We start from the raw sequence: 26,593 nt of genomic DNA, 5'->3' as shown, positions 1-26,593 counted from the left end.
CATGATTTACTCCAGTCCTTCCTCAACCAGCTCCGACGCCCTGAGCAAGGCACGCGCCTTGGCCTCCGTCTCCCTCCACTCCAGTTCGGGCACCGAGTCAGCCACCACCCCAGCGGCCGCCTGCACGTACAGCGTCTGGTCCTTGATGATGCCGGTGCGAATGGCAATCGCCACGTCCATGTCGCCCGCATAACTCAGGTAGCCGCAGGCCCCACCGTACAAGCCCCGCTTGGTGGGCTCCAGCTGGTCGATGATCTCCATGGCGTGCACCTTGGGCGCGCCGGTGAGCGTGCCCGCCGGGAAGGTTGCCTTGAGCACATCCATGCTGGTCATGCCCTCATTGAGCGTGCCTTCAACATTGCTCACGATGTGCATCACATGGCTGTAGCGCTCCACACAAAAAGCCTCGGTCACCTTGACGCTGCCAATCTGGGCGATGCGGCCAATGTCATTGCGCGCAAGGTCAATCAGCATCACGTGTTCAGCGCGTTCTTTGGGGTCGTTCAGCAATTCCGCCTCGGCCGCCTTGTCCAACTCAGGGCTGGCGCCACGGGGGCGTGTACCAGCGAGTGGGCGAATCGTGACCTTTTGCTCGGTCTTGCCGTCCAACGTGATCTGCTCTTGGCGCACCAGAATCTCGGGCGACGCGCCCACCACATGGAAATCACCAAAGTGGTAGTAGTACATATAAGGGCTGGGGTTGAGCGCACGCAGGGCGCGGTACAAACTCAGCGGCGACTCGGTGTAGCGCTTCTTGATGCGTTGCCCCACCTGCACCTGCATGAAGTCACCCCCCGCAATCATCTCCTTGGCACGCTCCACGGCGGCGATGTAGTCTGCCTTGGCAAAGTCGCGCTCGGCTGTGTGGCTGGCTGTCGGTTTGACCACTGGAGCGCTCACCGAGTATTTCAGCTGCTCTTTGAGTTCGCGCAAGCGCTTCTTGGCATTGGCGTAAGCCTCAGGCTGAGCCGGGTCGGCGTAGACCATCAAGTACAGCTTGCCGGACAGGTTGTCGATCACGGCCAATTCTTCGCATTGCAGCAACAAAATGTCCGGGCAACCCAAGGTGTCTGGCGGGCAGGAATTCGCCAGCTTTTTCTCGATGTAGCGCACCGCGTCATAGCCAAAATAGCCCGCCAAGCCGCCACAAAAGCGAGGCATACCGGGGCGCAGGGCCACTTTGAAGCGCTTTTGGTACTCTGCAATGAAGTCCAGCGGGTTCAATGTGGAGGTTTCGGTCACCACGCCATCAGTCACGACATCGGTGCGGGCCTCAGCGCCAAAACCCATGGAGCGCACCAAGGTGCGCGCCGGCAAGCCGATGAAGCTGTACCGGCCAAATCGCTCCCCACCGACCACGGACTCCAGCAAGAAGCTGTAGTTGCCGCCGTCTTTCGAGTGCGCCAGTTTGAGGTACAGCGACAAAGGCGTTTCCAGGTCGGCAAAGGCCTCTGCCATCAGTGGAATGCGGTTGTAGCCTTGAGCACTAAGGCTCTTGAATTCGAGTTCAGAAATCACGAAAAAGGTCTTTCAGATCAAAACCCGTTCTTTGCGCGCAGCCGGGACTTCGGGGCCAGGGCTCATGGAAAGTCGGGAGAGCAGCACGCGGTGCTGCGGTTCATATCAACAGGGATCAGGCGTGAGCCTGTGGCGCTGGCTGGGGACGCCAAAGCCAGGCTCCCCGGTCGCTAAGACCTGTGGTGCGGATGCGGTGTATGAACATGATCGAAGTGTAGCAAAGCTCGCCCGCCTCCAACTGCTTGCGGAATGCTGCATTACCGCTCGAAAACCCTGATGTGTCCGGCGTCAAAGCGGCTGACAATTCAACGTCTAAAAAGTACGGTCGTTCTATTTTACTGGAGTCCCATGAAACTCATCCCCACTTTGCTGGCCGCCGCTTTGGCCACCCTAATCTCAATCAGCAGCATGGCAGCCACCGTGGAGGTCAACGGCGTCAAGCTGGAAGACCGAACCGAGTTAAGTGGCAGCAAACTCCAACTCAATGGCGCGGGAACACGTTACAAAACAATTTTCAAGGTCTACGTTGCGGGTCTTTACCTTGGCAAAGTGGCCAACACGCCCGACGAGGTCATCAACCAGCCAGGGCCCAAGCGCCTGAGCGTCACCATGCTCAGAACTATTGATGCCCGGGAGCTCGGAAAACTGCTTACGCGTGGCATGGAAGACAACATGGAGAAAGCCGCCATGTCCAAACTCATTCCTGGCTTGATCCGGATGGGGGAGATATTTGCATCGCACAAAACGTTGGTCGAGGGCGACAGCTTTTTGATTGATTGGGTGCCCGGAACTGGCACCGTTATCACCGTCAAAGGGGAGGTGCAGGGGGAATCGTTTAAAGAACCCGAGTTTTTCAAAGCCATGATGCTGATCTGGCTGGGCCAGGCTCCAGCAGATCACAAACTCAAGGATGCGCTGCTGGGAATCAAGTAGACTGATTCGGCGTGGCATAACGCGCGCTTGACAGAAACTAGACAGATGGGTCCGCTGACGAAATCGTCGAGCGTGGGTCCGTTTGTCCAGCAGGCCTACAGAACGCGTTCAAAAGCACGGCCTGCAACCACGTTGGAACAGTGGGGTCAAGCCAGCGCCAACTAAAAAAAAAGGAAACGTCGTCATGTTCAATTTCTCCTCCATGAGCATCGCTAAAAAACTGGGGTTCCTGATCGTCAGCGCCTTGGTGGGCATCATCGTCCTTTGTGCGCTATTCCTTTTCTCGGAACGGCGGTTAATCATGGAGGAGCGCCAAAACGGGGTCAAGCAGGCCGTGGAGACGGCCCATGGCTTGGTCTCCCACTTCCATAGCCTCGTGGCCAAAGGCACGATGCCTGAGGGAGATGCCAAGCTAGGCGCCATGGAGGCGCTGAGAAACCTGCGCTACAGTGGCAATGAGTATTTCTGGATCAACGACATGCAACCCAAGATGGTCATGCATCCGATCAAGCCAGAACTGGAGGGCAAGGATCTCACCGAAACAAAGGACACCAACGGGACCCAGCTCTTCGTCTCATTTGTAAAGGTTGTCACAGCCAGCGGCGCTGGCTTTGTGGACTACATGTGGCCCAAACCCGGCAGTGAAAAGCCGGTTCTCAAAGTGTCCTACGTGAAAGGGTTTGCCCCTTGGGGATGGATTATTGGTTCCGGCGTCTACGTGGGCACAGTGGACTCGGTGATTGCCGAACGGCTGATCTATTTTGCAATCAGCGCGCTCGTGCTGGGCGGCATTCTCCTTGGCATCGGCTTGCTGATTTCCCGTGGGATTCTGAAACAACTGGGTTGCGAGCCCGCCGAGGCGGCCGAAATCACGCACCGCATAGCGGACGGAGATCTCTCAGTTGAGGTCACCCTGAAACCGGGGGACGAAAGCAGTCTGCTGCATGCCATCAAATCCATGCGCGATCGGTTTGCCCACATCGTTGGCGAAGTGCGCATTGGGTCCGAAAGTGTGGCCACTGCCAGCGGCGAAATCGCACAGGGCAACAATGACTTGTCCAGCCGAACTGAACAGCAAGCCAGCGCGCTGGAAGCCACCGCGTCGTCCATGGAAGAACTTAGCGCCACGGTCAAGCAAAACGCAGACAACGCCGGCCAGGCCAACCAACTTGCCCAGAGCGCCAGCACCGTGGCCATTCAAGGTGGCCAGGTGGTGAACCAGGTGGTGGAGACCATGAAAGGCATCAACGAGAGCTCGCGCAAGATCTCAGACATCATTCAAGTGATTGATGGCATTGCCTTTCAAACCAACATTCTGGCGCTCAATGCTGCCGTGGAAGCCGCGCGCGCCGGGGAACAGGGCCGCGGGTTTGCGGTCGTGGCCTCTGAGGTGCGCAGTCTGGCCGGGCGATCCGCTGATGCAGCCAAAGAGATCAAGACCCTGATCAACGCCAGCGTGGAGCGGGTTGAGCACGGCAGCGCGCTGGTCGATAAGGCGGGGACGACCATGACCGAAGTCGTCAGCAGCATCCGCCGCGTGACTGACATCATGGGTGAAATCAGCGCCGCCAGTGTGGAACAAAGCACAGGCGTCTCGCAGGTCGGGCTGGCCGTGACTCGCATGGACCAAACCACACAACAAAATGCAGCTTTGGTTGAAGAAATGGCGGCCGCGGCAAGCAGCCTGAGATCGCAAGCCCAGGAACTGGTTCAAACCGTGGCTGTTTTCAAATTAGGCGCCAATGACCATGGTGCGCGCGGCGTCGTGACCACCAGCGCGTCCGTTCGGTCCCACAAACCCAACACCCCGCCCTTCAAGGGAACGGAGCGACGCGCTGCTGGCACCGCTCAAGGCGCGGCGGCACGCGGACACGCCGCCGCCGCACACACGGCCAGACCGGCCGTGAAACCTGCCAGCGCGTCGATTGCCCATAAAGTGGCGCGCCCAGCCCCTGCAGCCAAGCCCACGCCCGCCAATGACAACGACGACTGGGAAAGCTTCTAAATGGCCTGAGCTGCCATGCCCTCCTCAGAGCGTGGCAGTTAGCTGATCCAAAGCGTCGACCAATCCGTCGGCATCCACCTCGCGAACAGATTGACCGTGGTTGTAGCCGTAGGTGACCAACACCACCGGGCAGCCTGCGGCACGGGCGGCTTGGGCGTCGTTGCTGGAGTCACCAATCATCAAGGTGCGTTCGGTGCGGACCCCCAAGGCCTCACAGGTTTTGATCAGCGGCATGGGGTCAGGTTTTTTCTTCTCGAACGCGTCGCCCCCAAAAGTCATTTCAAAAAACCCGTCCAAGCCCTTATGCCTCAGCAGCGTCAAGGCAAATTCAGTTGGTTTGTTAGTCAAACAGGCCAGGCGCAGGCCCTTGGCCTGCAGTTGTTGCAAACCCCGCAGCACACCGGGATAAACCGTTGAGAACTGACCATTGACACGAGCGTAATGACGTTGATAGCTTTCCCACGCGTGTAGATACAAAGACTCCCGCTGGGCAACTCCGTCCTTCGGCGTATCGTTGCCCAGCAAAGCCAGAACACTTTTGATCAGGTGCTCAGATCCTTTCCCCACCAGGCGCTCTACTGTGGCTTGATCAACCTGTTGCGAGGCATACGGGGGCGGCAAGTCACCCAGCATGGCGTTGAGCGCCACACGAAAGTCCCCTAGCGTATCCACCATGGTTCCGTCCAGATCCACAATGACCGCATCAATATTTGACAAATTCAGCACAGACTCACCTCAAAAAAAAAGCGGGCCACCGATTCGGCCCATCAAAGATTGGTGAGTATAGAAAACAACGCGAAGCCAAACGAATTCTGGCACCCAGGGCGCAATGTATCTCACCACTTTAATGGTATCAAAACAATAGCGACCTACGCAAGCTGGGCAAGAGCAAAATGGACATTGTGTTACACAAAAACAAGACAAAATGAGGACATCTGCGCCTGTGAACCCTAAACTGGTTCGGCATGTTTCCATCCACCCCCTCACGGAAAGCCCGTTTTATGTCATGTGCTCTCCTTGCTCGGGATCGGTTTGTGCCGGTCGCGCTGTTACTTCTGCTGGCAGGTTGCAGCGTGATGCGGCCCGACCCGCACCTGGCCGCATTCACCACCCAATTGACTGGCACGAATGAGGTGCCAACGGTCAGCACAGCGGCGACCGGGCGAGTCGATGCCGTCCTGGACAAAAACACGGGGCTGTTTCGCTGGCGGCTTTCCTATGCCGGGCTGAGCGGCCCTGCCACGGCCGCTCACTTCCATGGCCCGGCCCCCATGGGTCGCAATGCCGGGCCCAGTCTGTCGATGAGCATCCCGCTCCAGAATCCCGGTCAAGGGCGCGCCACGCTGAACCCGGCACAGACCGCCGATCTGCTGGCGGGACGCTGGTATGCCAACATTCACACGGCGACCCATCCTGGCGGTGAAATTCGCGGCCAAATGACACTGGTCGACTAGGCCCTCGTGCCGGTCGCCGACCTCGCGATCGTCGTGTTGGCAGGTGCGGGGCTGAGCGCCTGCCGCACCCGGCGGTTTCCACGACAATCCCGCCATGAATGATTTTTATCGCCTTTGGATTCGGCTGGTTCCCGCCTACGCGGCCGGCTACTTCTTGTCTTATGGCCTTCGCAGTGTGAATGCAGTAATCGCGCCTGAGTTGATGCGCGAACTGAACGTGTCAGCCGCCGGCTTGGGCCTGCTGACCTCGGCCTATCTGCTGGCGTTTGGCCTCTTTCAACTGCCGTTGGGCCTGCTGCTGGACCGTTTTGGCCCCCGCCGGGTAGAGGCCGCTTTGCTGCTGGTGGCCGCTGCGGGTTGCGCCCTCTTTGGCCTCGGTCAATCACTGGAATCGCTGGCAGTGGCGCGCGCCTTGATTGGCTTGGGCGTGTCTGCCTGCCTGATGGGCAGTTTCAAGGCCTTCAGCCAATGGTTCCCAGTGCAGCGCTTGCCCGCCCTCACGGCCACCATCATGGTCGCTGGTGGCTTGGGCGCCTTGTCCGCGAGCCTGCCAGTGGCGGCAGCCTTGCCGCTGCTGGGCTGGCGAGGTGTGTTCTTCTTGTGTGCGGGACTGTTGGTGCTCACCGCTGCGATGTTGATGCGCGTGCCGGACCAACCCGTGCACGGCCCCCACGCCACCCTGTCGCAACAAATCAGGTCGCTGGGCGACATTTACACCAGCCGCCAATTCTGGCGGTTCGCGCCTCAGGGCTGCCTGATCGTGGGTGGCTACATGGCCATTCAAGGCTTGTGGGTTGTACCCTGGTTGATGGAGGTGAACGGCGCCAGCCGCACCACCGCCGCTGAAATTTTGTTCATGTTGGGCGTGGCGATGCTGGCTGGCTTCATTTTTGTGGCCACCTGCTCGACGTGGCTGTCGCGCCGGGGCGTGCCGCCCATGGCTTTATTGACCGCCGGCATGGGCCTGGCGTTGCTGGTGGAGCTGTGCCTGGTCATGAACCTGGCGCCACCGGCCCTGCTGTGGCCGCTGCTGGGTATCTCTTTCAGCCTCGGCAATATTGCTTACTCCCAGCTCACCGCCTCCTTTCCGATCAGCATCTCGGGGCGGGTGAACACAGCCCTGAACCTGATGGTGTTCATTGGCGCCTTTGGGCTGCAATGGGGGTTTGGCACCGCCGTGGAAGCCTTTGCCGCCAGCGGCCTGAGCCGTGCCGATGCCTTTCGGACGACGCTAGGCGGTCTGCTGGGGGCTCAGGTGCTGGCGTTTGCCTGGTTCTTAGTCCCTGTGCGGCGACCGTCCGCCCTGGCCAGCGCGACGTGAACGGCGGCCCCGTTCGCTACTTGACCAGTTGATTGAGCTGGATGATGGGCAGGAGAACGGCCAGCACAATCAGCATCACCACCACGCCCATCGCCACAATCAGCAAGGGCTCCAGGATGGTGGCCAGCGACATGGCACGGCGCTGCACATCGGTACTCAGTTGCTTGGCAGCGCGCTGCAGCATCTGTGGCAGTTGCCCGGTTTGCTCGCCCAACCGTGCAAACATGGCCAACAAGCCCGGAAAACGCTTTTTCTGAGCCAGCGCGGAGGCCAGCGGCGCGCCCTCGCGCACCAGCACCAGTGCGTCAAGCGCGTCGGCGCGCATGGCGCGGTTGGACAGGGTTTCCGCGGCGGCCTGTAAGGCCTTCAGAATTGGAACGCCGGCCGCTGCCAGCATGGCCAGCGTGCTGGCAAAGCGCGCCGTGTTGTAGCTGCGTGCCAGCGTGCCCAGCACCGGCAAGGTCAAAAACGCCGCGTCAAACCGTTCCCTGAGCGCAGCCTGGGCCAGGGCCAGCCGGGCTGCAATGCCAGCAGCTATCACGGCCATCAGCATCAGCCAACCGTAGCTGCGCACCAGGTCACTCACACTGATCATGATGACGGTCAGTAAGGGCAGCGCCCGCTTGCTGCCAACAAAGACCTGCGCCACCTGCGGCACGACGTAGGTCACAAGAAAGATCACGATCACGATAGCGACCACCGTCACGATGGCAGGATAGGCTGCGGCGCCAATGAGCTTTGCCTTGAGGGCTTGCTGCTCCTCCAGATCGTCGGCCAAACGCTCCAGCACCAGCCCGAGGTCGCCACCTTGCTCGCCTGCACCAATGACAGCCCCGAAAACAGGGGAAAACTCGCGCGGGTGCTGCGCCAGCGCCTTGGCGAAGGTCGAGCCGCCATTCACCTCGGCGCGCAGGGTCGCCACCAAATGCCGCTGCGCCTCGGTTTCGGCCTCGTCGGAGAGAGAGCTCAAAGCCCGCTCCAGCGGCAGGCCGGCAGACACCAACCCCGCCAACTGACGCGTCCAGATGCTCAAGCCTGACGCGTTGAACGCCCGGCGCCTGAGCCCCTGGCCCGTCGATTGCGCCTCGCCTGCGCTGACCGACTCGACCCGGAGTGGCACGAGCGACTGGCCGCGCAAGGTGCCGCGCGCGGCCTTGGCGGAGTCGGCCTCGATCACGCCCTTGCGGGCGTCGCCGTCGGCCGTGAGGGCTTCAAAGGAGTAAACAGGCACAGCGCTGGGCTTTCCTAGTCGCGGGTCACGCGAATCAACTCTTCGCGCGACGTCACGCCGCTTTGCACCAGGCGCTCTCCGTCTTCGCGCATCAGCGTCATGCCAGCGGCCCGGGCGGCCTGGCGAATGTCGGCCTCGGACGCTTTAGTGTGAATCTGCGCGCGGATGGCGTCATCCGTGATCAGCAACTCGAACACGCCGCTTCGCCCTGAGTAGCCGGTCTGCCCACACTTGTCACAGCCCGTGCCATGGCACTGCGTGCACAACTGGCGCACCAGGCGCTGCGCCAACACGCCCAGCAGCGACGAGCTGAGCAAAAACGGCTCCACGCCCATGTCGGTCAGGCGTGTGACCGCGCTGGTGGCGTCATTGGTATGCAGCGTGGCCAGCACCAAGTGACCGGTGAGCGTGGTTTCGCGCCAGAGTAGCAAGACGTGAACCCCTTGGGTATCGCCATCGGCTGCATCGCCATTTTTGTCCGCATCGCCCAGAGCCTCGTCACCTTGCGCCACGAAGCGTACGCGCCGCGCATTGTTGCTAGGGTTGCTGATGGCGGTTCCAGCCGGCAGGCTGTCCAACGTGGGGCTGTTGGCCGAGAAGCTGTGATAGATCACTTGCTTGCCGCTGGAGCCGCTACCCTTGGTTTCTTCGTAGGCGAGGATGGCATTGCCGCCACTGAGGAAAAGGTTGGGGCGTGAGGCGCCTGGGGAGCCATCGGTGGTCGCGTTGTTGTCGCTGACCTGACCCGGCAAAGGAAAATCAGTGCCCGCCTCAAAATCCGATTTTTTGAGGTAGGTGTACCAAATGTTGGTTCCGGGGCTGACGTTGGCGCCTGAAGCGCCATCGCCCGTGCCTTCTGCCTCACCCAGTTGCAAGCCTTCGGGGTCAGCCTGGAAGGCAACCGCAAAGTGCCCGCTGGATGTGGTGTCCGAGGTGTACTTGACCGAACCGCCCAGCACGTCGTTGTCGGCGTCTTTGCCGCCGTTGGTCAGGCGCTGCGTAGTCCAAGTTTGGCCGCCGTCGCTTGAACGGGCCGTCCAAAGGCAGCTGTAAGGCTGGTCTTTGCCGGTCAGGGGAACCAAGTTGGAGTTGATGCGTTGCGCCGGGCTGCCTTCGCAGTCGGAGCTGGTCCACGACACCAGCGCGTTGGCGCCCTTGCCACCGTTCAGTACGCCTACAGGCGCCACATAGATACTGGGCTTGTAGTGGGTGATGCTAAACGTGCCGGTCTTGCTGCTCACCGGATCGGTGATTGCGAGGGAGGTTCCGCCGTTGTTGGTGACATTGGTCTGGGTCCAGGTAGCGCCGTCGTCGGTGGAGCGGGCGATCCAGATGTCTTGCTTGCCTGCAGGGCCGTCCGCATAGACCACAAGCTGTGCCTTGACGTCGTAAGTGCTCTCACCAAGCGACGACTTGTAGGACTGCCAACCCATCTTGGCCTTGTAGGCATTGTTGGCGGCGGCGGCAGTTGAGACCACCACCTCTGGCTGTAGCTGCATGAGCGTGCCGGCAATGGCTGCCGTGGCCACTGCAACGGCGCTCAGCGCGACAGCCAACTTGCCATGCTTTCTATTGAATTCCATATTAATTCCCCTCTTGTTTTCATTGGATTACCAACACGCAGTAACAACTTTAGGGACATAAGCGGGGTTACCCACTGCTATTTTTCAATGTTGCGGGGGTGTAGATCAACAGAATGAGATCAAAGCGGGCAAGGTGCCGGTTTTGATTTGGATTGGGCTCACCGCCTGGTCTTTTTGTTGGTAAAAAGGAGTGAACGATGAAAAAAACAGCGAAGAATATGACTGCCGTGGCAATTGCGACGACATTGGCATTGAGCGCCGGGCTTGCAAGCACCGCAGCGGTGGCGCAGGACAAGATCCAGGACCAGACCATGGACAAGGACCAGCTCAAAACTCAGGATCAACTGCGCGATCGCGACCAGGACCAAATCTACGGCAGCCAATTGATGACGCAGGCCGAGCGCAATGCCCATCGCGCCAAGTTGCGCATGCTGAAAACTGAGCAAGAGCGTGAGCAATATCGTTTAAAGCATCATGAGCTAATGCAGGAACGCGCTCGCGCCAAGGGCGTCTCGCTTCCCGACGCGCCGATTCTGAAACGCATGGGCGATGGTGTTGGCGCTGGCGGTGCTGGCGGTGCTGGCGGCAAGAAATAGCCTGCCACAGGCTTACCCGACAAGCCGCCGGGCATAGCTGCCATGGCGGCTTTTTTAGCATTCGGGTTGCAGATGCAGAGGCCGCCATTTTTGTGTACCTCTGCCCGCCTTTGTACATGGTTTCGATATCGCTCCCCCTCAACAGTTTGGCCATGCTGGTGCGCAGCGTAAACAGACCGTGAGTACGGGGGCCGTCGGCATACATCTGCTCGCAGGAAACAACGGCTATGTGATCAATCGGCGCGTGGATCATGCGGAAACCCGTCTCTGCAGGTCGCCAAAAAGAACTCTGTGGCGAATGTTGCAATGGCTGCAATCGAAAACACCGCGGCAAGCAGCCTCTGTCGAGATATGAATCATCGGGTTACTTCACAGATAATTGTTGAATGCAAACTCACACGCATGGTCTCTGGTGGCTCAGGCTGGCCACCTTCTCAATCGCTGCCCTGGCAGCGGCCAGTGCCGGCTATTGGACGCTCAAGTGGTCGTCGACCAGCCCGTCGGGGCCGACAACCGAGCTCCAGCAACCCGCCAGCGCACAGGCAGACCCTTTGGTGGTGGCCCGTTTGCTCGGCTCTTCTCAGGTGGTCGCAGGGCCCGGGGCACCTGCCAGTGCTGCCGCGGGCCAACTCAAGCTTTGGGGCGTCGTGGCGGGCAGCTCCAAAGAGCGTGGCTATGCTTTGATTGGGATGGATGACCAGACGCCCAAGCCCTATGCCGTGGGGGAACCGATCAATGACAGCTTGATTCTGCAGTCAGTGGCGCCACGAAGCGCATCTCTTGCAACAGCGCGGGGTGGGCCGGTGACCCAGCTTCTGGAACTACCGCCGCTGAATCCGCCCTGATCGTTGTAACTTTTTTTGGCTGATTCGTTTGATGCATCGCAAGGACATTAGCGCGAATAGTTCACACACTGAGTTGTTTTAACCCAGTGCTTCAACGACATGACCCGTCATCCAGGCGAGTCACACTCGATCAGCGCGCCATTGGCCAGAAACATGCTGGCCCCAGAACACTATGTCAACAACCGACCACACACCATCCATTGACGCCCTTGACAAGCGCCGACATCAGGACCCGCGCCAGCAGGATCTCTTCAATCTGGTTGAACTCCCGCCGCAGTTGGTGGTATCCGGAAAGATGGTGGCCAACGGCTTTCAGGCCGACGACGTCACCCCCGTGGGGGATATGCGGGAAACCTGTCCGCATTGCACGGGCCTGCCTTTGAAGCTGGTGCTGCGGCGCGACAATGTGATCCGCCCTCACCTGTTTTGTCCGCAATGCACCCGGTGTTATGACGCCATCTACCCGGACGGCACCTCTGCGTTGGCGTTTTACGAGATGCCGCCCGAGCTTTGAAGCAGTCGCTTCAGCGCGTGGCCAGTTCGGCGCGCATGGCGTCCACCACGGCCTTGTAGTCCGGCTTGCCAAAAATGGCACTGCCCGCCACAAAGGTGTCGGCACCGGCATCGGCCACGCGGCGAATGTTGTCCACCTTCACACCGCCATCCACCTCCAGGCGAATGTCTTTGCCACTGGCCGTGATGCGCTTGCGCACGTCTTCAATCTTGCGCAGGGCCGAGTCAATGAAGCTCTGGCCGCCAAAACCGGGGTTGACGCTCATGATCAAAATCAGGTCGATGTCCTCAATCACCCAGTCCAGCACGTCCAGCGGCTCGGCAGGGTTGAACACCAGACCGGCCTTGCAGCCCTTGGACTTGATGGCCTGGATGCTGCGGTGCACGTGGCCCGAGGCGTCTGGGTGAAAGCTGATGTAGTCGGCACCGGCATCGGCAAACGCGGCGGCCAGGGCGTCCACGGGCTGAATCATCAAATGCACGTCAATGGGCACGGCCACGCCGGCGGCCGTCTTGGCATGGGGCTTCAAGGCACTGCAAATCATCGGCCCGAAAGTCAGGTTGGGCACATAGTGGTTGTCCATCACATCGAAGTGAATCCAGTCGCTACCGGCGGCGATGACGTTTTTGAGCTCCTCACCCAGACGGGCAAAGTCGGCGGACAAAAGGGAGGGGGCAATGCGAAAGGTCATGGCAATAGGTGGGTTGTGTCAACAAGGAAAGCCGGGGAGGCCAGAAGGGGCACTTCGAAGCGTTATTTTCGCAGGTAGCATTGCGGCATGTCCAAGTACCAATTCCGCGTTGACGTCAGCCCCGCTTACCAGGCCGAACAGTCCGCCCCTGAGCAAGGCATTTACGTCTTCTCCTACACCATCACCATCACCAACACGGGGCAGGTGCCCGCGCAGTTGATCTCGCGCACATGGAACGTGAACGACGCCAACGGCCACACCGAGCGGGTGCGCGGCCTGGGGGTGGTGGGCCAGCAACCCCTGCTCAAGCCCGGCCAGGCGTTTGAATACACCAGCGGCACTCACCTGCGCACCCCCACCGGCACCATGCACGGCAGTTTTTTCTGCGTTGCCGAAGACGGCGAGAAGTTTGACACTGACGTGCCCATGTTTGTGCTGGACGCCCTCAGCGCCAGTGGCGGAACCCGCACCCTGCACTGATCCATGGGCGAGTTTGACCTGATCGAGCGCTTTTTCAAGCGCCCTGCGCGTCAGGCCACGGTGGGCATTGGCGATGACTGCGCCATTCTGCAACCCCGCCCCGGCACCCAGTTGGCCATTTCCAGTGACATGCTGGTCGAAGGCCGTCACTTTCTCAGCACCGTCAACCCCCGCCACCTGGGCCACAAAGCCCTGGCCGTGAACCTGAGTGACCTGGCCGCCTGTGGCGCGAAGCCGCTCGCCTTCACGCTGGCGCTGGCCTTGCCCCGCGCGGACGAAGCCTGGCTGGGCCCGTTCTCTGAAGGCCTGCTGGCTCTTGCCGACGAGCACGGCTGCGAACTGATTGGCGGCGACACCACCCAAGGCCCCCTCAACATTTGCATCACCGTCTTTGGCGAAGTGCCCGTGGTGAACGGGCGCTCGCAAGCGCTGCTGCGCTCCGGCGCCCAAGCCGGGGATGACCTGTACGTGAGCGGCACACTGGGCGATGCCCGCCTGGCGCTAGAGGTCTTTCGCGGCACCGTGTCAGTACCCGCCCCCGTGTTTGACGCGGCCCGCCTGCGGCTGGAAGCCCCCACACCCCGCGTGGCACTGGGCCAGGCGCTGCGTGGCGTGGCCACCAGCGCCATTGACGTGAGCGACGGCCTGCTTGGCGACCTCGGCCATGTACTGAAGCAATCCGGCGTGGGCGCCACCGTGGACGCAGACATTGCTACTGAATTAATAGCTGCTCGCGCCGTATTTACCGGGTCTGAAGCCATAAAGAGCCTTGAAATAGATCAATCCCAGTGGCGTCGCTGGGCCTTGACCGGCGGCGACGACTACGAGTTGCTGTTCACCGCGCCCACCGCTGCACGCGACGCCGTGGCGAGCGCGGCCCGAACCAGCCAGACCCTGATCACCCGCATCGGCCAGATTGACGCCGCACCCGGAGTGAGACTTATTGACCGCAATGGTCAAACCGTCGACAACTGTTTTCTGTCCTTCGACCACTTTTTATGAATCACTGGCTGCCTTGACTCGCCGCGCTGCTGTTATCTATCACAGCGCCGGCGGTGTTGAGCAGCAGCCCCCCAGTCAAGGTCGCCGTCGCTGGCTTTGTGCCGCCGCAACTCATGCAACGGGGCAAGGCCAACAGGGAAGGGAAGGGAAGGGAAGGAAAGGCAAGGTGGTGAGCCGCGACGGGGTTGAAGTGGCGAAAGAACACGAGTCGAGCTATCGGTCTTCAGGATTGCGCCACATGAACGGATCAGTTCATGTCTTGGATTCTGGCGCTCCCATTTTGGGTCGACGAAAGGCGACATCTCGTCCTTTTCAACCCACTATTTTTCTAACGGGCCACCGATAACTAACGCCACAAGGCGTGAACCGCCGAGCTCAACGCCACGACCAAAGGGTCACTGGCAAGGTCTGATGAACTGCAGAAGTAGAGTTGCGCCTCAACGCGTGCATGGCCCCAGACGAACCACTCGTTGCGCTCCACTCCCGGAATCGCTACTTCCTCGCGCAGCAGCGCGCAGGCGGTTCCGGCACGCACAAAGGATTCAAGCGTGCTGGTGTCTTCGCTGCGCATCACCACGTTGGGCTCCAGTCCTTGCTGCTCAAAATGATTTCGCAACAATTGGTGAATATGTGACTCAACAACACCCGACACCCAAGGCAAACTGGCCAGAACCCGCCAGCCGCCACGCTGCATTTCAGAGGCCAGCCGGGAGGGAATTGCGACACGATAGCCTATTGAACGCAGAGCGGTCCACTGCAAATCGCGCGGCGGATTGGCACTGATGATGAAGGCGCCGGTCAGCCCTCCACCACGCACCAAATCAAGCAACTGGCCGACGGGTTTGGTGCGCGTTTGCAGCTCAACCAGCGGCAAGTCTCGCTGCACGGCAACCGACAGCGCACCAGTGCGCAAAAAATCACTGGTTTCGCCAGGCAAGCCGATTTCAATGCGCCCAGTCAACTCACCTTGCATGCCGCGTGCCATGCCCTTTAACTCCGCAGCCGCGGCCAACAGCGTAGCAGCCAGCGCCAGAAGCTTCTCACCGGCACGGGTGAGTGTGATATGCCCACCGCTGCGGTCAAACAGTGCAACACCCAGGCTCGATTCCAGACCCTTAATTTGAGCGGTTACTGCCGGCTGCGTCACGCACAACACGTCCGCCGCCTTGGTCACATTGCCCACACGGGCAACCGTGACAAAAGCGCGAATCTGGTGCAACTCCATCGGCGAACAGGACGCCGTCAGGCGCCGAACAATCGAACCTGCGACGGCTCAATACCCAGACTGACCGCGCCACCGACCGGGAACCGCGTCAACCCCATTTGGTGTGGGTGGTCTGCAGTCAGGTTTTGCTTACCCACCCGCACCCGGTAACGTGTCGACTCACCCAGAAATTCACTGGCTTCTACCGTGCCAGGCATCCAGACAAAGCGTGCATCGCGCGCTGCATCAGCCACTTCCAGTCGCAATGCATGAGGGCGAAAACTGACCTGAATCGACTCTGACTGGGGTGCGTCGCCCGCAATGGGAAGACGAATCTCACCGACGTCTGGCACATCGAGCGTGAGCATGTCGGCACTGCGCGAGCGAACCTTGCCCGTCATCAAATTCATGGTGCCTACAAAATTGGCCACGAACGGGTTGGCGGGATAGTCGTACAAGGTAACCGGGCTGCCCACTTGCTGCACGATGCCTTTGTCCAGGACGGCCATGCGGTCCGCTGTGGTCATGGCCTCTTCCTGGTCGTGCGTGACAAACAGTGTGGTCAAGCCCAGTCGGCGCTGCATCGCCAACAATTCCTGGCGCATCTGAACCCTAAGTGTCTTGTCCAGGTTCGACAGTGGCTCATCGAGCAGCAGCACCTGTGGCTCGATCACGATCGTGCGCGCCAGGGCCACCCGCTGTTGCTGCCCGCCCGAGAGCTGACTCGGTCGGCGCTGTGCGTATTCAGACAAGCTCACTTGCTCCAGAGCCGCCCCCACTTTCGCCTTGATGGTGGCTTTGTCAACCCGACGCTCCACCAAACCAAAGGCCACGTTGTCCCATACTGTGAGGTGCGGCCAAAGGGCGTAACTCTGAAAGACCATGCCGACGTTGCGCTCCCAAGGCGCCTTGCGGCTAACGTCCTTGCCATCTATCAACAATTCCCCATGCTGGTGGCGGTTAAAGCCGGCGATCAGCCGAAGCAAGGTGGATTTTCCGGAGCCCGAGGGCCCCAACAGCGCGAAAAACTCGCCAGGCTCAATATCCAGATTAACGTTTTTCAGAACCTCCGTGCTGCCATAGGACAGGCGGATGTTGCGGCATTGAACAGGTACTTTTTTCATAACGATACTCGGTCAGATCTTGACAGCAAGAAGGGGGTTTGTCGATGGCGCCACAGGCAATGGCGGCAATTCTTCATCGACCACGCGGGTGGCGTTGCGATTGCTCGCGCGCTCGACCACCAAATGCGACAGGTAGGTGCCTAGCGCAACAACCACAATGGCCAGCACCCCCAGAGCCGCTCCTGGGCCACGGCCGGAAATGCTCTGCATATAAAGGTAGATTCCATAACTCATGGGCGCCTGCGATTCAGATGAGGACAGCAAAATCGTGGCAGACAACTCCACAGCTGCCGTGATGAAACTGGTCACAAAACCGGCCAAAATACCACCCGCCATCAGTGGTACAACCACGCGCCTGATGGTTCGCATTTTGGTGGCGCCCAGGCTTTCGGCGGCCTCTTCAAGGGACTCATGCACTTGCTGCAAGGCTGCCACACAAGAGCGCAGCGCGTACGGCAAACGCCGCACCGCATACGCCAACATGATCACAACCCAGGTGCTGGTCAACAGCGTGTCGGTTCCAGGTACGGTGACACCCTTGAAGAAACGAAGATAGCCAATGGCCAGAACAATGCCCGGAACGGCCAGCGAAGCAGTCGCAGCCCAGTCCAGCCACTTGCCCGCTGGCAGTTTGGTGCGAAGGACCAAATAGGCAATCGTCACGCCCAGCACCACATCCAGCCCCGCCGCCAGACCGCAGTACAACAACGTGTTCTTCATCATGCCACCGGCATCCTGGAAAACAGTTTCGTAGTGCGCCAGCGTATAGGCGTCGGGCAACGGCGCAAAACTCCATACCTGTGCAAACGACAACAACAAAACACCGATGTGCGGTGACAGCACCACCAACAGAACCAGAAATATCCAGCCATAGGCAGCCAACGCACCCCAAGGGGTGAGTTCACGCCGGGCAATGCTGGCGCCGCCCTTTTGAATGGTTGAGTAATCCTTGCCTACCAGCACACGGGCCGACATGACCATGGCCGTGATGGAGAACACAATCATGATCACGGCAATGACATAACCCATGGGGTCTTCCAAGCCAACCTGCGTGATGCGCAGATACGCCTGCGGCGCGAGCATATTGGTCTGCCCCAGAACCAGTGGGGTACCCAAATCGTCAAACACTTTGACAAAAACCAGCGATGCGCCGGCGATGAAGCCAGGCATGGCCAGGGGGAAAATCACCCGCCAGAACAGCCGCCAGCCGGTGCACCCCAAGTTGAGTGCGGCTTCTTCCATGGCACCATCGATATTGCGCAGGGCCACTGTCAGGTTCATCAGGATGAACGGGAAGTAGTGGATGGACTCGACAAAAATTACCCCATTGAGTCCCTCCATGATCGGCAAGGAAACACCAAAATACTGGTCGAGCAGCAGGTTGACCGAGCCCGATCGCCCGAAAATCAGTTGCATTGCCGCGGCGCCGACAAAGGGCGGCATGATCAGCGGCAACACGCCCAGCGTCTGAATCAGCAAAGCACCGCGAAACTGAAAGCGCACGGTGAAGTACGCCAGCGGGACGGCAATCATGGCGGCAAAAACCGTGGACAGCGTCGCAACATACAGGCTGTTGAAGAACGATTCCCGCATCAGACTCTGATCGAAGAAGGCGCTGAAGTGCCCAATGGTTGGGCTGCCATCTGAGTCGACAAAGGCGGCAACAAACACCTGCCCGACCGGGAGGATCAGGAACAGCAGTAAAAAGGCCAATACCAGTGCGCCGGCCAGCCAGGCTCCCGGGCGCACGTGGTTAAAGAAGCCCGGGCGCATCCTGGGGGATGCACCCGTGACGGTCACTGAGGACATGGTGCTTCCTGGTTTGGTTAACGCACGCTGGCCAGAGCTTGCTCTGCCAGAGACTTGGCCCGCTCATAGTTTTCGCGAGCATGTGTATTCCAGCGGTCTTCCAGGCCTGTGACCTGCTTGTTGGCAGAGGCATCCTTCTTGTTGGCGGTGAACAAAGCCAGAAAGTCCTTGTCGTCCGCCAGTTTGCTACCAACGACTGGGCTGAATGCGAGGTCGCGGGCCTGCTTGAGTAAGGCCTGTCCGTTGGCGTTGGGTTTCTTCTGCAGCGCTGCGGTCGCTTCGTGTATCGCTTTGGTAGCGGCCTGCAGCTCTTTGTGCCGGAAGGTGATGGTCTGGTCGAATAGAGACGACACGACGTTGTAGCGAGCCTCTGAGAGGTCCGAATTAAAATTCACCTTGGCGCGTTTGGCAATCTCAAAGGGATCTGGATACCCAGCCGGCACCTTGCCGCCCATGGCTGAAGCGGGCAGGATCGGCAGGCGCGAGATTTTTGGATCGAGTAGCAATTGCTGGCCTTCCAACGAGACGCTATAGCTAATGAATTTTTTGGCTTCTTCGGCGTTCTTGCTGCCGTTGATCAAGGCGATATTGGCCGGGACTACTGCGGTGACATCAGGGTAGGCGAACTCCACCGGAAAACCCGAGTACTTGCTGGCCAGACCGAAAAAGTCAATCACCAAACCAACACCAAACTGGCCGTTGTTCACGCCATCGGGTACGCCAAAGCTACGCTCCGTGATGGCGGCACTGTTGCCGCCGATTTGCAACAACTGGTTCCAGCCCTTGTCCCAGCCTTCGCCCTGCAAAAGGGTTTCGACGGTAAGGTGGGTTGTGCCCGAGCGCGACGGTGCGCTCATGGCGGTATGGTTGAAGTAAACCGGCTTCATCAGGTCGGCCCATTGAGCCGGTGCCGGCACCTTGTTGGCTGCAAGGTAGCGCGTGTTCCACATCAAACCATAGCCAGCCAGGGCCTGTCCCAAGTAAAGACCTTGCGGGTTGTTGATGGGGTAGCTACCCACTTTGGCGGGGACTGCCTTGTTGGCTTGATCAGCAATATTGGCCAGCAGGTTCTGCCCAACCAGCACCTCAAAGGCATCGGGCGCCGAGGCCCAGAAAATATCTGGACGCTGGCCGGCCGGCAACTCTCGCACGTAGGCAATACCTTGTGTCGTGCTCTTATTGAGAATTTCCAATTTGATCGACGGGTTCGCCTTTTCGAACGCAGCCTTGTAAATGCCGGTCAACTCCTTGGGAAAGGAGGTGACAACGGTCACGGTGCCGGCGATGGCCGTGCTGGCAAAGCCTGCGGCCAGAGCGATGGATGTGCTCAGCAGGCTGAGTTTGATGTGATTTTTCATGCTTGTCTCCTGTTGTGGTTGATGTCGTGAAATTAAAGCTCAAGGTCCGGGGAAGTGTTCGATCAGTTCGTCAGTCGGTTCGCGATGGAGGTGTGCCGTGTCACCCCAACTCAGAATCGCGAATCCTTGGGCATCGTGGGTAAGCCGATTGATGGCCGCGTTCTCAAGTGACCAGGTTCGAGGGGTATCCATTGGCAGGTTGGACGCGGCGCGATACAGGCAGTCCAGAACACCACCATGGCAAACAATGGCAATGGTGCTGCCCGCGTGAGCCCTTGCCAGGTGACTCATTGCAGAGACGCAGCGGCGGCTGAATGTATTGCGTGTTTCACCCCCGTCAGGACCGAAGTCGGCAACGCGTCGATGCCACTGCGCGCTGGCATCGGGCCATCGCTTGGCCACTTCTTCTCCCGTAAGGCCCTGAAACACGCCGAAGTGCTGTTCACGCAATCCCGTCACCTGCAACGGTGTCATGCGAAGGGCTCGCGCAATCTCGGCTGCGGTTTGGTGAGCCCGCATGAGGTCGCTGGTGTAGATAGCGCTCAACGAGGTATTCGCCAAGGCCACTGCAATCTCCCTGGCCTGTGCAAAACCCCTGTCATTGAGTGCGATGTCTTCTTGGCCCTGATACTGGCGTGTGCGGTTCCAGTCGGTTTCTCCATGGCGAATCGCGACGATGTGGGTGATTGGATTCAATTCGAGCCTCAGTTTTTTTGACCAGGATGACATCATTGCACCGGCAATATCTTTGGTCCAATCATTTGTTGTGATGCGTCCCATCAACGTGCCGGGTTATCCCTTAGCGCAGCTGCTGATTTCGGACATGAAAGATCCCACGGTCTTTTCAAAGGGTTTCTTCAGCCATACGTGGATCAGTACCCTGTGCCGCCCTTTTGCATTGACTTCACCGATTGATCGTCTGCTGACCACGTCGACTCCTGCCTGAAAGTATCAGTTGCATCGCGCAGTCATGTGATCCAAAACCAGGTGCGAACTGGATCCGACATCCAATGGGTGCGCGAGTGCTTGGCCTACGAAGATCCCGGCACCACCATGATTCAAACGCAGGCGTTCAAGGTGGCCGCAAGCCGCACAACAAGCCGGTGCAGTGCCGCTTTCTGTTCGGGCTGCCTGAACGTCGGTTGACGCGGCGTTGCTGCCGCCTGGCGCAATGCCTCAGCCCTTGCGCTTGATGAAAGCCAGCGACAAACAGCCCCCAAAGACGCTCGCCCATTGCCTTGCTCCAGTCGCCCGCCCTGCCCCCAAGATGCTGCTTTTCAACCGGGGAGAGCTGATTGAAACATCCATTGATCTGGCTGGGCCTTTTGGCCGCTCTGGGCAGCGCGGGCCTGCAGGCGGCCGAGGTGAGATTGCGTGTACTCGAAACCACCGACGTGCACATGAACCTGCTCGACTATGACTACTACCAGGACAAGACCACGGACCAATATGGTCTGGCCCGCGCCATCACGCTGATCAAGGCCGCACGGACTGAGGCGACAAACAGCCTGCTGTTTGACAACGGCGACTTGCTGCAGGGCAACCCCCTGGGTGATGTGATGGCCAAGATCCATCCGCTGAAGGCGGGGCAAATTCACCCGGCGTACAAGGTGATGAATCAGCTGGGTTATGACGCGGGCAACCTGGGCAACCACGAGTTCAACTTTGGCCTGCCCTTCTTGCGCCAAAGCATTGCCGGCGCCAATTTTCCTTACGTCAACGCCAACGTGCATGCGGATGACGCCGACAAGGGCAGCGCTCGCGCCAAACACGAGTTCACGCCCTACGTGCTGCTGGACCGTCAGTTAAAGGATGCGCAAGGCAACAGCCACCCGATCAAGGTGGGCGTTATTGGTTTTGTGCCATCGCAAATCATGCAGTGGGACAAGGCCCACCTGGAAGGCAAGGTGGTGACCCGCGACATGGTGGAGGTGGCCACCAACAACTACCGCGCGTTTGGTGGCGGCAACTTCCCGGGACTGACAGCGACCAAAGTCATTTTTGACGCGCCTGAAGAAAACCGCGAAGTGCTGATTCAGTACCTGACCGGGTTTGCCACGCAAGCGGGTCAGCCCGCGCTGAACCCGTCCGCCGACGGCAACTGGCGCCTGCTGCCGGTGCCGGGCATCAAGCTCGGATTTTTGTCGGCCAGCGGCGCCAGCAAGTACGTGAGCCAGCACCCCGGTATTCAGTTGGTCAAGGACAACGGCGACGGGTCTGCGCTGTTTGAATTGACGAAATAGTCCGACCGGGAAAACCAGCATTCATCCGGTGGCCAAACAATCGTGGAGCAGGCCCTGTTCATGACGCCAGCCGGGCCGGCGGGTGGGGCGCCAAGATTGAGGGATCTGCAAAAATCTCGACAGCAAACGACCATGTGGCCTGGGGATCAACATTTTTCGCAGGATGCGAACCGGCCTTCTGACCAGCCTGTTCCTGATAGTTCAAGCGGGGCTGGCGCCAGACACCACTCGTGCCCTCAGCGGCGCCCAGCCCGGATGCACAGGCCAATCTGCTTCCCCGCTTTGAGCGCATCACACCGGCCGACTTACAGCGGGTACAGGGCGCACTCGAACTGGCGGGCGCGCAGGTCACCCGCACACCGGCAACGTCGGCAGCCGATGCGATGGCCGGACGGGACAGCGGGACGGGCTCGACACGGACTTCAGCACTCGACGACCCCAACCGCTTTCTGCTCGCGGTCATGAACGACCCTGCGGCTGAACGGCGCTGGCTCATCGAGGCGGCCAGGGCCCTTCTGCCCTACGTCGAGGCGGAAATACGCGTCCGCTCCCAGCAGTTGAAGCTTGTGTCCATGGCACCTCCGGCGTAGCCACCAGCGCCATTGACGTGAGCGACGGCCTGCTGGGCGACCTGGGCCATGTGTTGAAGCAATCCGGTGTGGGCGCTACCGTGGACGCAGACATTGCTACTGAATTAATAGCTGCTTGCGCAATCTACACAAGGGCTGAAGGCCTAAAACGCAAAGAAATTGAAATCAACCAGTGGCGACGCTGGGCACTGACCGGGGGCGATGACTATGAACTGCTGTTCACCGCGCCGCCCGCTGCACGGGACGCTGTGGCGAGTGCCGCGCGGCACAGCCAGACGCTGATCACCCGCATCGGCCAGATCGACGCAGCCCCCGGCCTACGGCTGGTGGACAGCCGGGGCCAACCCCTGCCCAATGCCTACGCCTCATTCGATCATTTCGCGTGAGCGGCTGGGTGCGGTCTTTAGACCCCTTGCAGTCGATGACTCGGCGCCTTCATAAGTCAAGTACGCGGTTGGACGCGGTCATTGGCGATTTGGAAGTGGATGACTCTTAAGTGCCCCAAGGAGTCAGTGGGCAAGGTGAGGACCGGACGCTCGCGGGTTCGGCCGGACAAGCCAAAGCAGTCATTCAAATTTCGGGATCAAATTTTCCGATTGGCGGTCGGCAGTGCAGCGGAAGCAGTCATTGAGGTTTTTCCCATGGCAGTCTTGTGAAGACTGAACCCGGTCATCCAGCTTCTCGATCTGCCCGCTCCACTGCAGTCATTGATGGTGCCGGTTGGCGACCTGCCGTCCTTATACACCGCCGATCTCCGCTATGCCCGACATCGACGCTCGCTTTAGCGTTCTGCCACTGGTGCCACACCATTCCTCAGAAGATGTAGGGATAGTTGACACATGCATGCATCGCATCGTCGATGCTTTGCGCAAAGACGCTCGTAAGCCCCTGACGTGATTGCATTTTATTAGTTGATTCCCACTGTGGCGCGGATATTGCTCGCCCTTTTGGCGACAGGGGTATGCGGTCGGTTTTCCCATGTATCGCCATCAACCGATGGTCGAGCGAACACCATGGAAGCAACCCAATGCACCCCTTGTTTTCCGTCAACCGGACTCCCTCGACCTTCGGTCGCTTGGCGGCATCATTTCTTTTGGCATACACGTTCGCGCCTTCCGCACATGCTGGGAATTGCGAACGTTCACAAGTTAAAGGATGGCAAGTATGAATTCGATTGCATTTCAAGCCACAAACCGCAGCAACAAGTGGGATCAGCTAAAACACGAAATGCTGGTCAAGAGCAGGCGATCGCGCTCTGTGCAACATGTTCATGAATTACCGTTGTTGCTTCGACACGGCTGCTCTCCTGCAACGCCACACATGGCGCGCGCATTGCATTTGCTGGTGAATTGGTGCGCGGAAGCTAACAAAGTTCGCATGGGCGGACTGGCAAGGCGACTGATCGTTGCACTGTTGGCTGGCGGCGCTGTGTTCTTAACATCGGGGGCAGGCGCGTCCGTTGTTTGGACAACCGCTACTGGTGGCGCCGTTAAAGCGTCGCCCACCGTTGTCAATGGAGTCGCCTATGTCGGTTCGGACGATGGCTCCATTTACTCGCTCAGTGCTGCGACGGGCCAAGTTCTCTGGCAGACTCTCACCGGCGGAGCTGTCAAATCGTCGGCCGCAGTGGACAACGGCTCCGTCTTTTTCGGCTCAGACGACAGCTTCTTGTACTCGCTCAGCGCGACGACAGGTGCGATTTTCTGGAAGACGCTCACCGGTGGAGCGGTCTATTCGTCACCGAGCGTGGTGAGTGGTGTTGTGTACAGCGGCTCTGGCGACGGCGTCATTTCCGCGCTGAATGCAACCACGGGGCAAATTGTCTGGCAGACGCTCACCGGCGCGGCGGTCAACTCATCACCGGCCGTAGTGAATGGCGTCGTTTATGTCGGTTCGGACGACGGCTCCATGTACTCGCTCAGTGCTGCGACGGGCCAAGTTCTCTGGAAAACTCTCTTGGGCGGTGTTGTTGACTCGTCGCCCACCGTGACAAACGGTATTGTGTATGTCGGCTCCGGCGACGGCGTCATTTCCGCGCTGGATGCAACCACGGGGCAATTTATCTGGCGGACGATTACTGGTGCAGCGGTCAACTCATCACCGGCCGTAGTGAACGGTGTCGTTTATATCGGTTCGGACGATGGCTCCATGTACTCGCTTAACGCAGCGACGGGGCAATTTATCTGGGTGACTCTCACTGGCGGAGCCATCGATTCGTCGCCCGCGTTGGCCAATGACGTTGTCTATTTTGGTTCGGATGACAATTATTTTTACTCGCTCGTCGCGACGACAGGAGAGATTCTCTGGAGGTACCAGACTGGTGGAGCCATCAACTCGTCACCCTTCGTGGATAACGGCGTCATCTATGTTGGATCGGACGACAGGTCGGTGTACGCGTTCAATGTTGCTTCTGTCCCCGAACCTAGCACCATTGCTTTGCTCGGCCTCGGCCTAGCAGGCCTCATAGCCTCGCGCCGCCGCAAGCAGCAAATAGCAAGCTGAATCTGCGTTACTGAGGCCCGGCTCGCGCGGACTCCTAAAGTGTGCAAATCGGTGTGGTCTGCCAACCCGCGCTGCACTCGTACCCGGTGGCCCTGTTGGAGCCATTTCAATCAAACTGACTACTTGGGCAGCTCCGCGATGGCAAGGCAGTCGCCTTGACCTGGACTTTGACGGAGATGGTCACCTTTTCAGAAAGAGCGTCTTCTCAGGGGGGACTGGGCACCGTTTCAGACGAACCTGCCATGGCCGATGGTTGCGTAACCAACGACTCTCATTCGGAAATCGAACAACAGCAATTTGACTTCCCTATACCGGCGGTTGGTGTGGGACTGCAACCGCTGCGTACTTGACTTATAAAAGCGCCGAGTGACCGACTGCAATGTGTCTAATGCGGGTATCGGTCTGGAACATCGGTGAAGATCTCGGTGCTGTCAGGAATAGACACATACCTGCCGGTCAGAATTTTCTGTTGGCGGACAGATGGGTGCCCAAAGCCGAATTTCATTTCGGCGAAATGCCTGCCCGATACCGGTCTTAGAACACAACATGGAAAACTCACAGGATTAACTGCGGAGTTCCATATAGCAGCCCTTCAATTCACCTCGACTGAATCATATTGCTGACATTGGCGGCGTAAAGAACGTTGACAGGAGTGCAGCGCGAGCCGACTTCCGATGCGAGCAACGAATTTCTGCCGAGTTCTTCAGAACGGTCATTACATGAGCTGGTCCAGTTTTGGCATTCTCGGGTCCCCGAAACTCGGGACCTGTCGTTCGACTCAGGGTGCCGATCTTATTGGCTGACGGACTCTTGGGTGGCTGATCGAGCAGCACTATGTTCCGGCCAACCCGTTTGGCGGCGTCAAGGTGCGCGGTAGCACCCCCATGGACGAGGGGCGCGTGTTTTCCGAGGGTAAGTGGGCCATTATCCGAGCCGTTACCAACGGGCTGGAGTGGTCCTACGGCTGGAAGCTTGCGGCAGCTCAGCGGCTGCGCTTCGTTCTGGACTTTACTTATGCCACGGGCTTGAGATCCAGTGAGTTCGTGGGGGCCACCCTGGGCCAGATTGAAACGGATACCCAGGGAGACCATTGGCTCAAGCTGGTTAGCAAGGGCAGCAAGGCAGGCAAAGTGGCATTACCTCCGCTGGCCCGGGTGGCGCTGGATCAATACCTGATGCAGCGCGGTATGCCAACCACACCAGCCATGTGGAAGCCGTCCACCCCGCTCATTGCTGACCTGCAGGCCGGGAACGGTCAGACCCGTATCACTTCGACCCGGCTGTGGAACGTCACAAAGCGATTTTTCGTGACAACTGCCGATGCCATTGAGGCCGAGTTGCCGAAGACTGCCGAGAAGCTGCGCCGGGCAAGTCCCCACTGGATGCGACATACGCACGCCACACATGCTTTGGCGCGGGGGGCAGAGCTGACCACGGTGCGTGACAACCTGCGCCACGCATCGGTTTCAACAACTTCGGTATACCTTAATACCGACCAAGCCAAGCGCGCGCGACAAATGAGGGATGCCTTTGTAACTCCCTGAACCATCAAAGGCGTGAGTGAGGTCAGGAAAGGAATATTTCACTCAC

At 59.3% G+C, this 26,593-nt stretch carries 23 protein-coding genes and 1 pseudogene; 14 read left to right on the top strand and 10 right to left on the bottom strand.

The genetic code is table 11. The features are described from left to right. Window positions 1–6 precede the first annotated feature (6 nt). Window positions 7–1,518 carry an anthranilate synthase component I gene (gene trpE, locus J8G15_RS17535; RefSeq protein WP_210543778.1) on the bottom strand — a complete coding sequence of 504 codons (1,512 nt, stop codon included), beginning with the start codon at window positions 1,516–1,518 and terminating at the stop codon, window positions 7–9. Window positions 1,519–1,866: 348 nt separating this feature from the next. Here trpE and J8G15_RS17530 point away from each other — a divergent pair, with 348 nt between their 5' ends. Beyond that, the gene (locus J8G15_RS17530; RefSeq protein ID WP_210543776.1) at window positions 1,867–2,451 is read left to right on the top strand and encodes a chalcone isomerase family protein; all 585 of its coding nucleotides are present in this window, start codon (window positions 1,867–1,869) and stop codon (window positions 2,449–2,451) included. 184 nt (window positions 2,452–2,635) lie between these two features. Further along, a complete protein-coding gene (locus J8G15_RS17525; protein WP_210543775.1) occupies window positions 2,636–4,456 on the top strand; it encodes a methyl-accepting chemotaxis protein in 1,821 nt (606 codons plus the stop codon). Between the two features lie 24 nt (window positions 4,457–4,480). Here the strand turns inward: J8G15_RS17525 and J8G15_RS17520 are convergent, their stop codons facing one another. Then, window positions 4,481–5,131, bottom strand: coding sequence for an HAD-IA family hydrolase (locus J8G15_RS17520; RefSeq protein WP_240538579.1), 651 nt, complete (start codon window positions 5,129–5,131; stop codon window positions 4,481–4,483). A gap of 326 nt (window positions 5,132–5,457) precedes the next feature. Between J8G15_RS17520 and J8G15_RS17515 the strand changes: the two genes are divergently transcribed. Further along, window positions 5,458–5,910 carry a CHRD domain-containing protein gene (locus tag J8G15_RS17515; RefSeq protein WP_210543773.1) on the top strand — a complete coding sequence of 151 codons (453 nt, stop codon included), beginning with the start codon at window positions 5,458–5,460 and terminating at the stop codon, window positions 5,908–5,910. 94 nt (window positions 5,911–6,004) lie between these two features. After that, window positions 6,005–7,231 carry a nitrate/nitrite transporter gene (locus tag J8G15_RS17510; protein ID WP_210543771.1) on the top strand — a complete coding sequence of 409 codons (1,227 nt, stop codon included), beginning with the start codon at window positions 6,005–6,007 and terminating at the stop codon, window positions 7,229–7,231. A 16-nt stretch (window positions 7,232–7,247) separates the two neighbouring features. Here J8G15_RS17510 and gspF read toward each other — a convergent pair whose 3' ends face one another. After that, window positions 7,248–8,462: a type II secretion system inner membrane protein GspF gene (gspF, locus tag J8G15_RS17505; protein WP_210543770.1), complete on the bottom strand. Its 1,215-nt coding sequence runs from the start codon at window positions 8,460–8,462 to the stop codon at window positions 7,248–7,250. 14 nt (window positions 8,463–8,476) lie between these two features. Next, a complete protein-coding gene (locus J8G15_RS21695; RefSeq protein WP_240538355.1) occupies window positions 8,477–10,045 on the bottom strand; it encodes an ATPase, T2SS/T4P/T4SS family in 1,569 nt (522 codons plus the stop codon). Window positions 10,046–10,242: 197 nt separating this feature from the next. Here J8G15_RS21695 and J8G15_RS17495 point away from each other — a divergent pair, with 197 nt between their 5' ends. The 3 genes from J8G15_RS17495 to J8G15_RS17485 all read left to right on the top strand — a co-directional run bounded on the left by J8G15_RS17495 (window position 10,243) and on the right by J8G15_RS17485 (window position 12,000). Continuing rightward, the gene (locus J8G15_RS17495; protein WP_210543769.1) at window positions 10,243–10,641 is read left to right on the top strand and encodes a hypothetical protein; all 399 of its coding nucleotides are present in this window, start codon (window positions 10,243–10,245) and stop codon (window positions 10,639–10,641) included. A gap of 386 nt (window positions 10,642–11,027) precedes the next feature. Beyond that, entirely contained in the window at window positions 11,028–11,486 is a 459-nt protein-coding gene (locus tag J8G15_RS17490) for a type II secretion system protein N (protein WP_210543768.1), read from the top strand. A gap of 172 nt (window positions 11,487–11,658) precedes the next feature. Beyond that, window positions 11,659–12,000 carry a hypothetical protein gene (locus tag J8G15_RS17485; RefSeq protein ID WP_210543767.1) on the top strand — a complete coding sequence of 114 codons (342 nt, stop codon included), beginning with the start codon at window positions 11,659–11,661 and terminating at the stop codon, window positions 11,998–12,000. A 10-nt stretch (window positions 12,001–12,010) separates the two neighbouring features. On the opposite strand, the gene rpe is transcribed toward J8G15_RS17485, so the two are convergent. Further along, complete coding sequence (gene rpe / locus J8G15_RS17480; RefSeq protein WP_210547647.1) at window positions 12,011–12,697, bottom strand: ribulose-phosphate 3-epimerase; 687 nt, start codon at window positions 12,695–12,697, stop codon at window positions 12,011–12,013. An 81-nt stretch (window positions 12,698–12,778) separates the two neighbouring features. Here rpe and apaG point away from each other — a divergent pair, with 81 nt between their 5' ends. Together apaG and thiL are read left to right on the top strand one after the other, a co-directional pair. Further along, window positions 12,779–13,171 (top strand): Co2+/Mg2+ efflux protein ApaG, encoded by a 393-nt coding sequence (apaG, locus tag J8G15_RS17475; protein WP_210543766.1) that lies wholly within the window; start codon window positions 12,779–12,781, stop codon window positions 13,169–13,171. 3 nt (window positions 13,172–13,174) lie between these two features. Next, the gene (gene thiL, locus J8G15_RS17470; protein ID WP_210543765.1) at window positions 13,175–14,173 is read left to right on the top strand and encodes a thiamine-phosphate kinase; all 999 of its coding nucleotides are present in this window, start codon (window positions 13,175–13,177) and stop codon (window positions 14,171–14,173) included. A gap of 346 nt (window positions 14,174–14,519) precedes the next feature. Here thiL and J8G15_RS17465 read toward each other — a convergent pair whose 3' ends face one another. From J8G15_RS17465 to J8G15_RS17445, 5 genes are read right to left on the bottom strand one after another with little or no spacing between them, the layout of a single operon-like run. After that, on the bottom strand, window positions 14,520–15,398 hold the full coding sequence (locus tag J8G15_RS17465; RefSeq protein WP_210543764.1) for a LysR family transcriptional regulator: 879 nt from the start codon (window positions 15,396–15,398) through the stop codon (window positions 14,520–14,522). Window positions 15,399–15,415: 17 nt separating this feature from the next. Continuing rightward, window positions 15,416–16,501, bottom strand: a complete 1,086-nt coding sequence (locus tag J8G15_RS17460; RefSeq protein WP_210543762.1) for an ABC transporter ATP-binding protein — start codon at window positions 16,499–16,501, stop codon at window positions 15,416–15,418. Window positions 16,502–16,513: 12 nt separating this feature from the next. Next, window positions 16,514–18,274 (bottom strand): iron ABC transporter permease, encoded by a 1,761-nt coding sequence (locus J8G15_RS17455; RefSeq protein ID WP_210547646.1) that lies wholly within the window; start codon window positions 18,272–18,274, stop codon window positions 16,514–16,516. A 53-nt stretch (window positions 18,275–18,327) separates the two neighbouring features. Further along, complete coding sequence (locus J8G15_RS17450) at window positions 18,328–19,668, bottom strand: ABC transporter substrate-binding protein (RefSeq protein ID WP_210543761.1); 1,341 nt, start codon at window positions 19,666–19,668, stop codon at window positions 18,328–18,330. Window positions 19,669–19,707: 39 nt separating this feature from the next. Beyond that, window positions 19,708–20,364 carry a histidine phosphatase family protein gene (locus J8G15_RS17445; protein WP_240538354.1) on the bottom strand — a complete coding sequence of 219 codons (657 nt, stop codon included), beginning with the start codon at window positions 20,362–20,364 and terminating at the stop codon, window positions 19,708–19,710. Window positions 20,365–20,963: 599 nt separating this feature from the next. On the opposite strand from J8G15_RS17445, the gene J8G15_RS17440 reads away from it, so the two are divergent. From J8G15_RS17440 to J8G15_RS17420, 5 genes and pseudogenes are all read left to right on the top strand, one after another. After that, window positions 20,964–21,911: a hypothetical protein gene (locus tag J8G15_RS17440; protein ID WP_210543759.1), complete on the top strand. Its 948-nt coding sequence runs from the start codon at window positions 20,964–20,966 to the stop codon at window positions 21,909–21,911. A gap of 230 nt (window positions 21,912–22,141) precedes the next feature. Beyond that, window positions 22,142–22,501 carry a hypothetical protein gene (locus tag J8G15_RS17435; RefSeq protein ID WP_210543758.1) on the top strand — a complete coding sequence of 120 codons (360 nt, stop codon included), beginning with the start codon at window positions 22,142–22,144 and terminating at the stop codon, window positions 22,499–22,501. Window positions 22,502–22,518: 17 nt separating this feature from the next. Beyond that, a complete protein-coding gene (locus tag J8G15_RS17430; RefSeq protein ID WP_370627434.1) occupies window positions 22,519–22,887 on the top strand; it encodes an AIR synthase-related protein in 369 nt (122 codons plus the stop codon). A gap of 778 nt (window positions 22,888–23,665) precedes the next feature. Beyond that, the gene (locus J8G15_RS17425; RefSeq protein WP_210543757.1) at window positions 23,666–25,003 is read left to right on the top strand and encodes a PQQ-binding-like beta-propeller repeat protein; all 1,338 of its coding nucleotides are present in this window, start codon (window positions 23,666–23,668) and stop codon (window positions 25,001–25,003) included. Window positions 25,004–25,818: 815 nt separating this feature from the next. Further along, window positions 25,819–26,547, top strand: a pseudogene (locus tag J8G15_RS17420) (tyrosine-type recombinase/integrase); the annotation flags it as partial. Window positions 26,548–26,593 lie beyond the last annotated feature (46 nt).

This window comes from Rhodoferax sp. PAMC 29310 (genome assembly GCF_017948265.1).
Lineage (GTDB): Bacteria > Pseudomonadota > Gammaproteobacteria > Burkholderiales > Burkholderiaceae_C > Rhodoferax.
The sequence above is the reverse complement of the archived record's forward strand: the minus strand, read 5'-3'. Positions and strand labels throughout refer to the sequence as shown.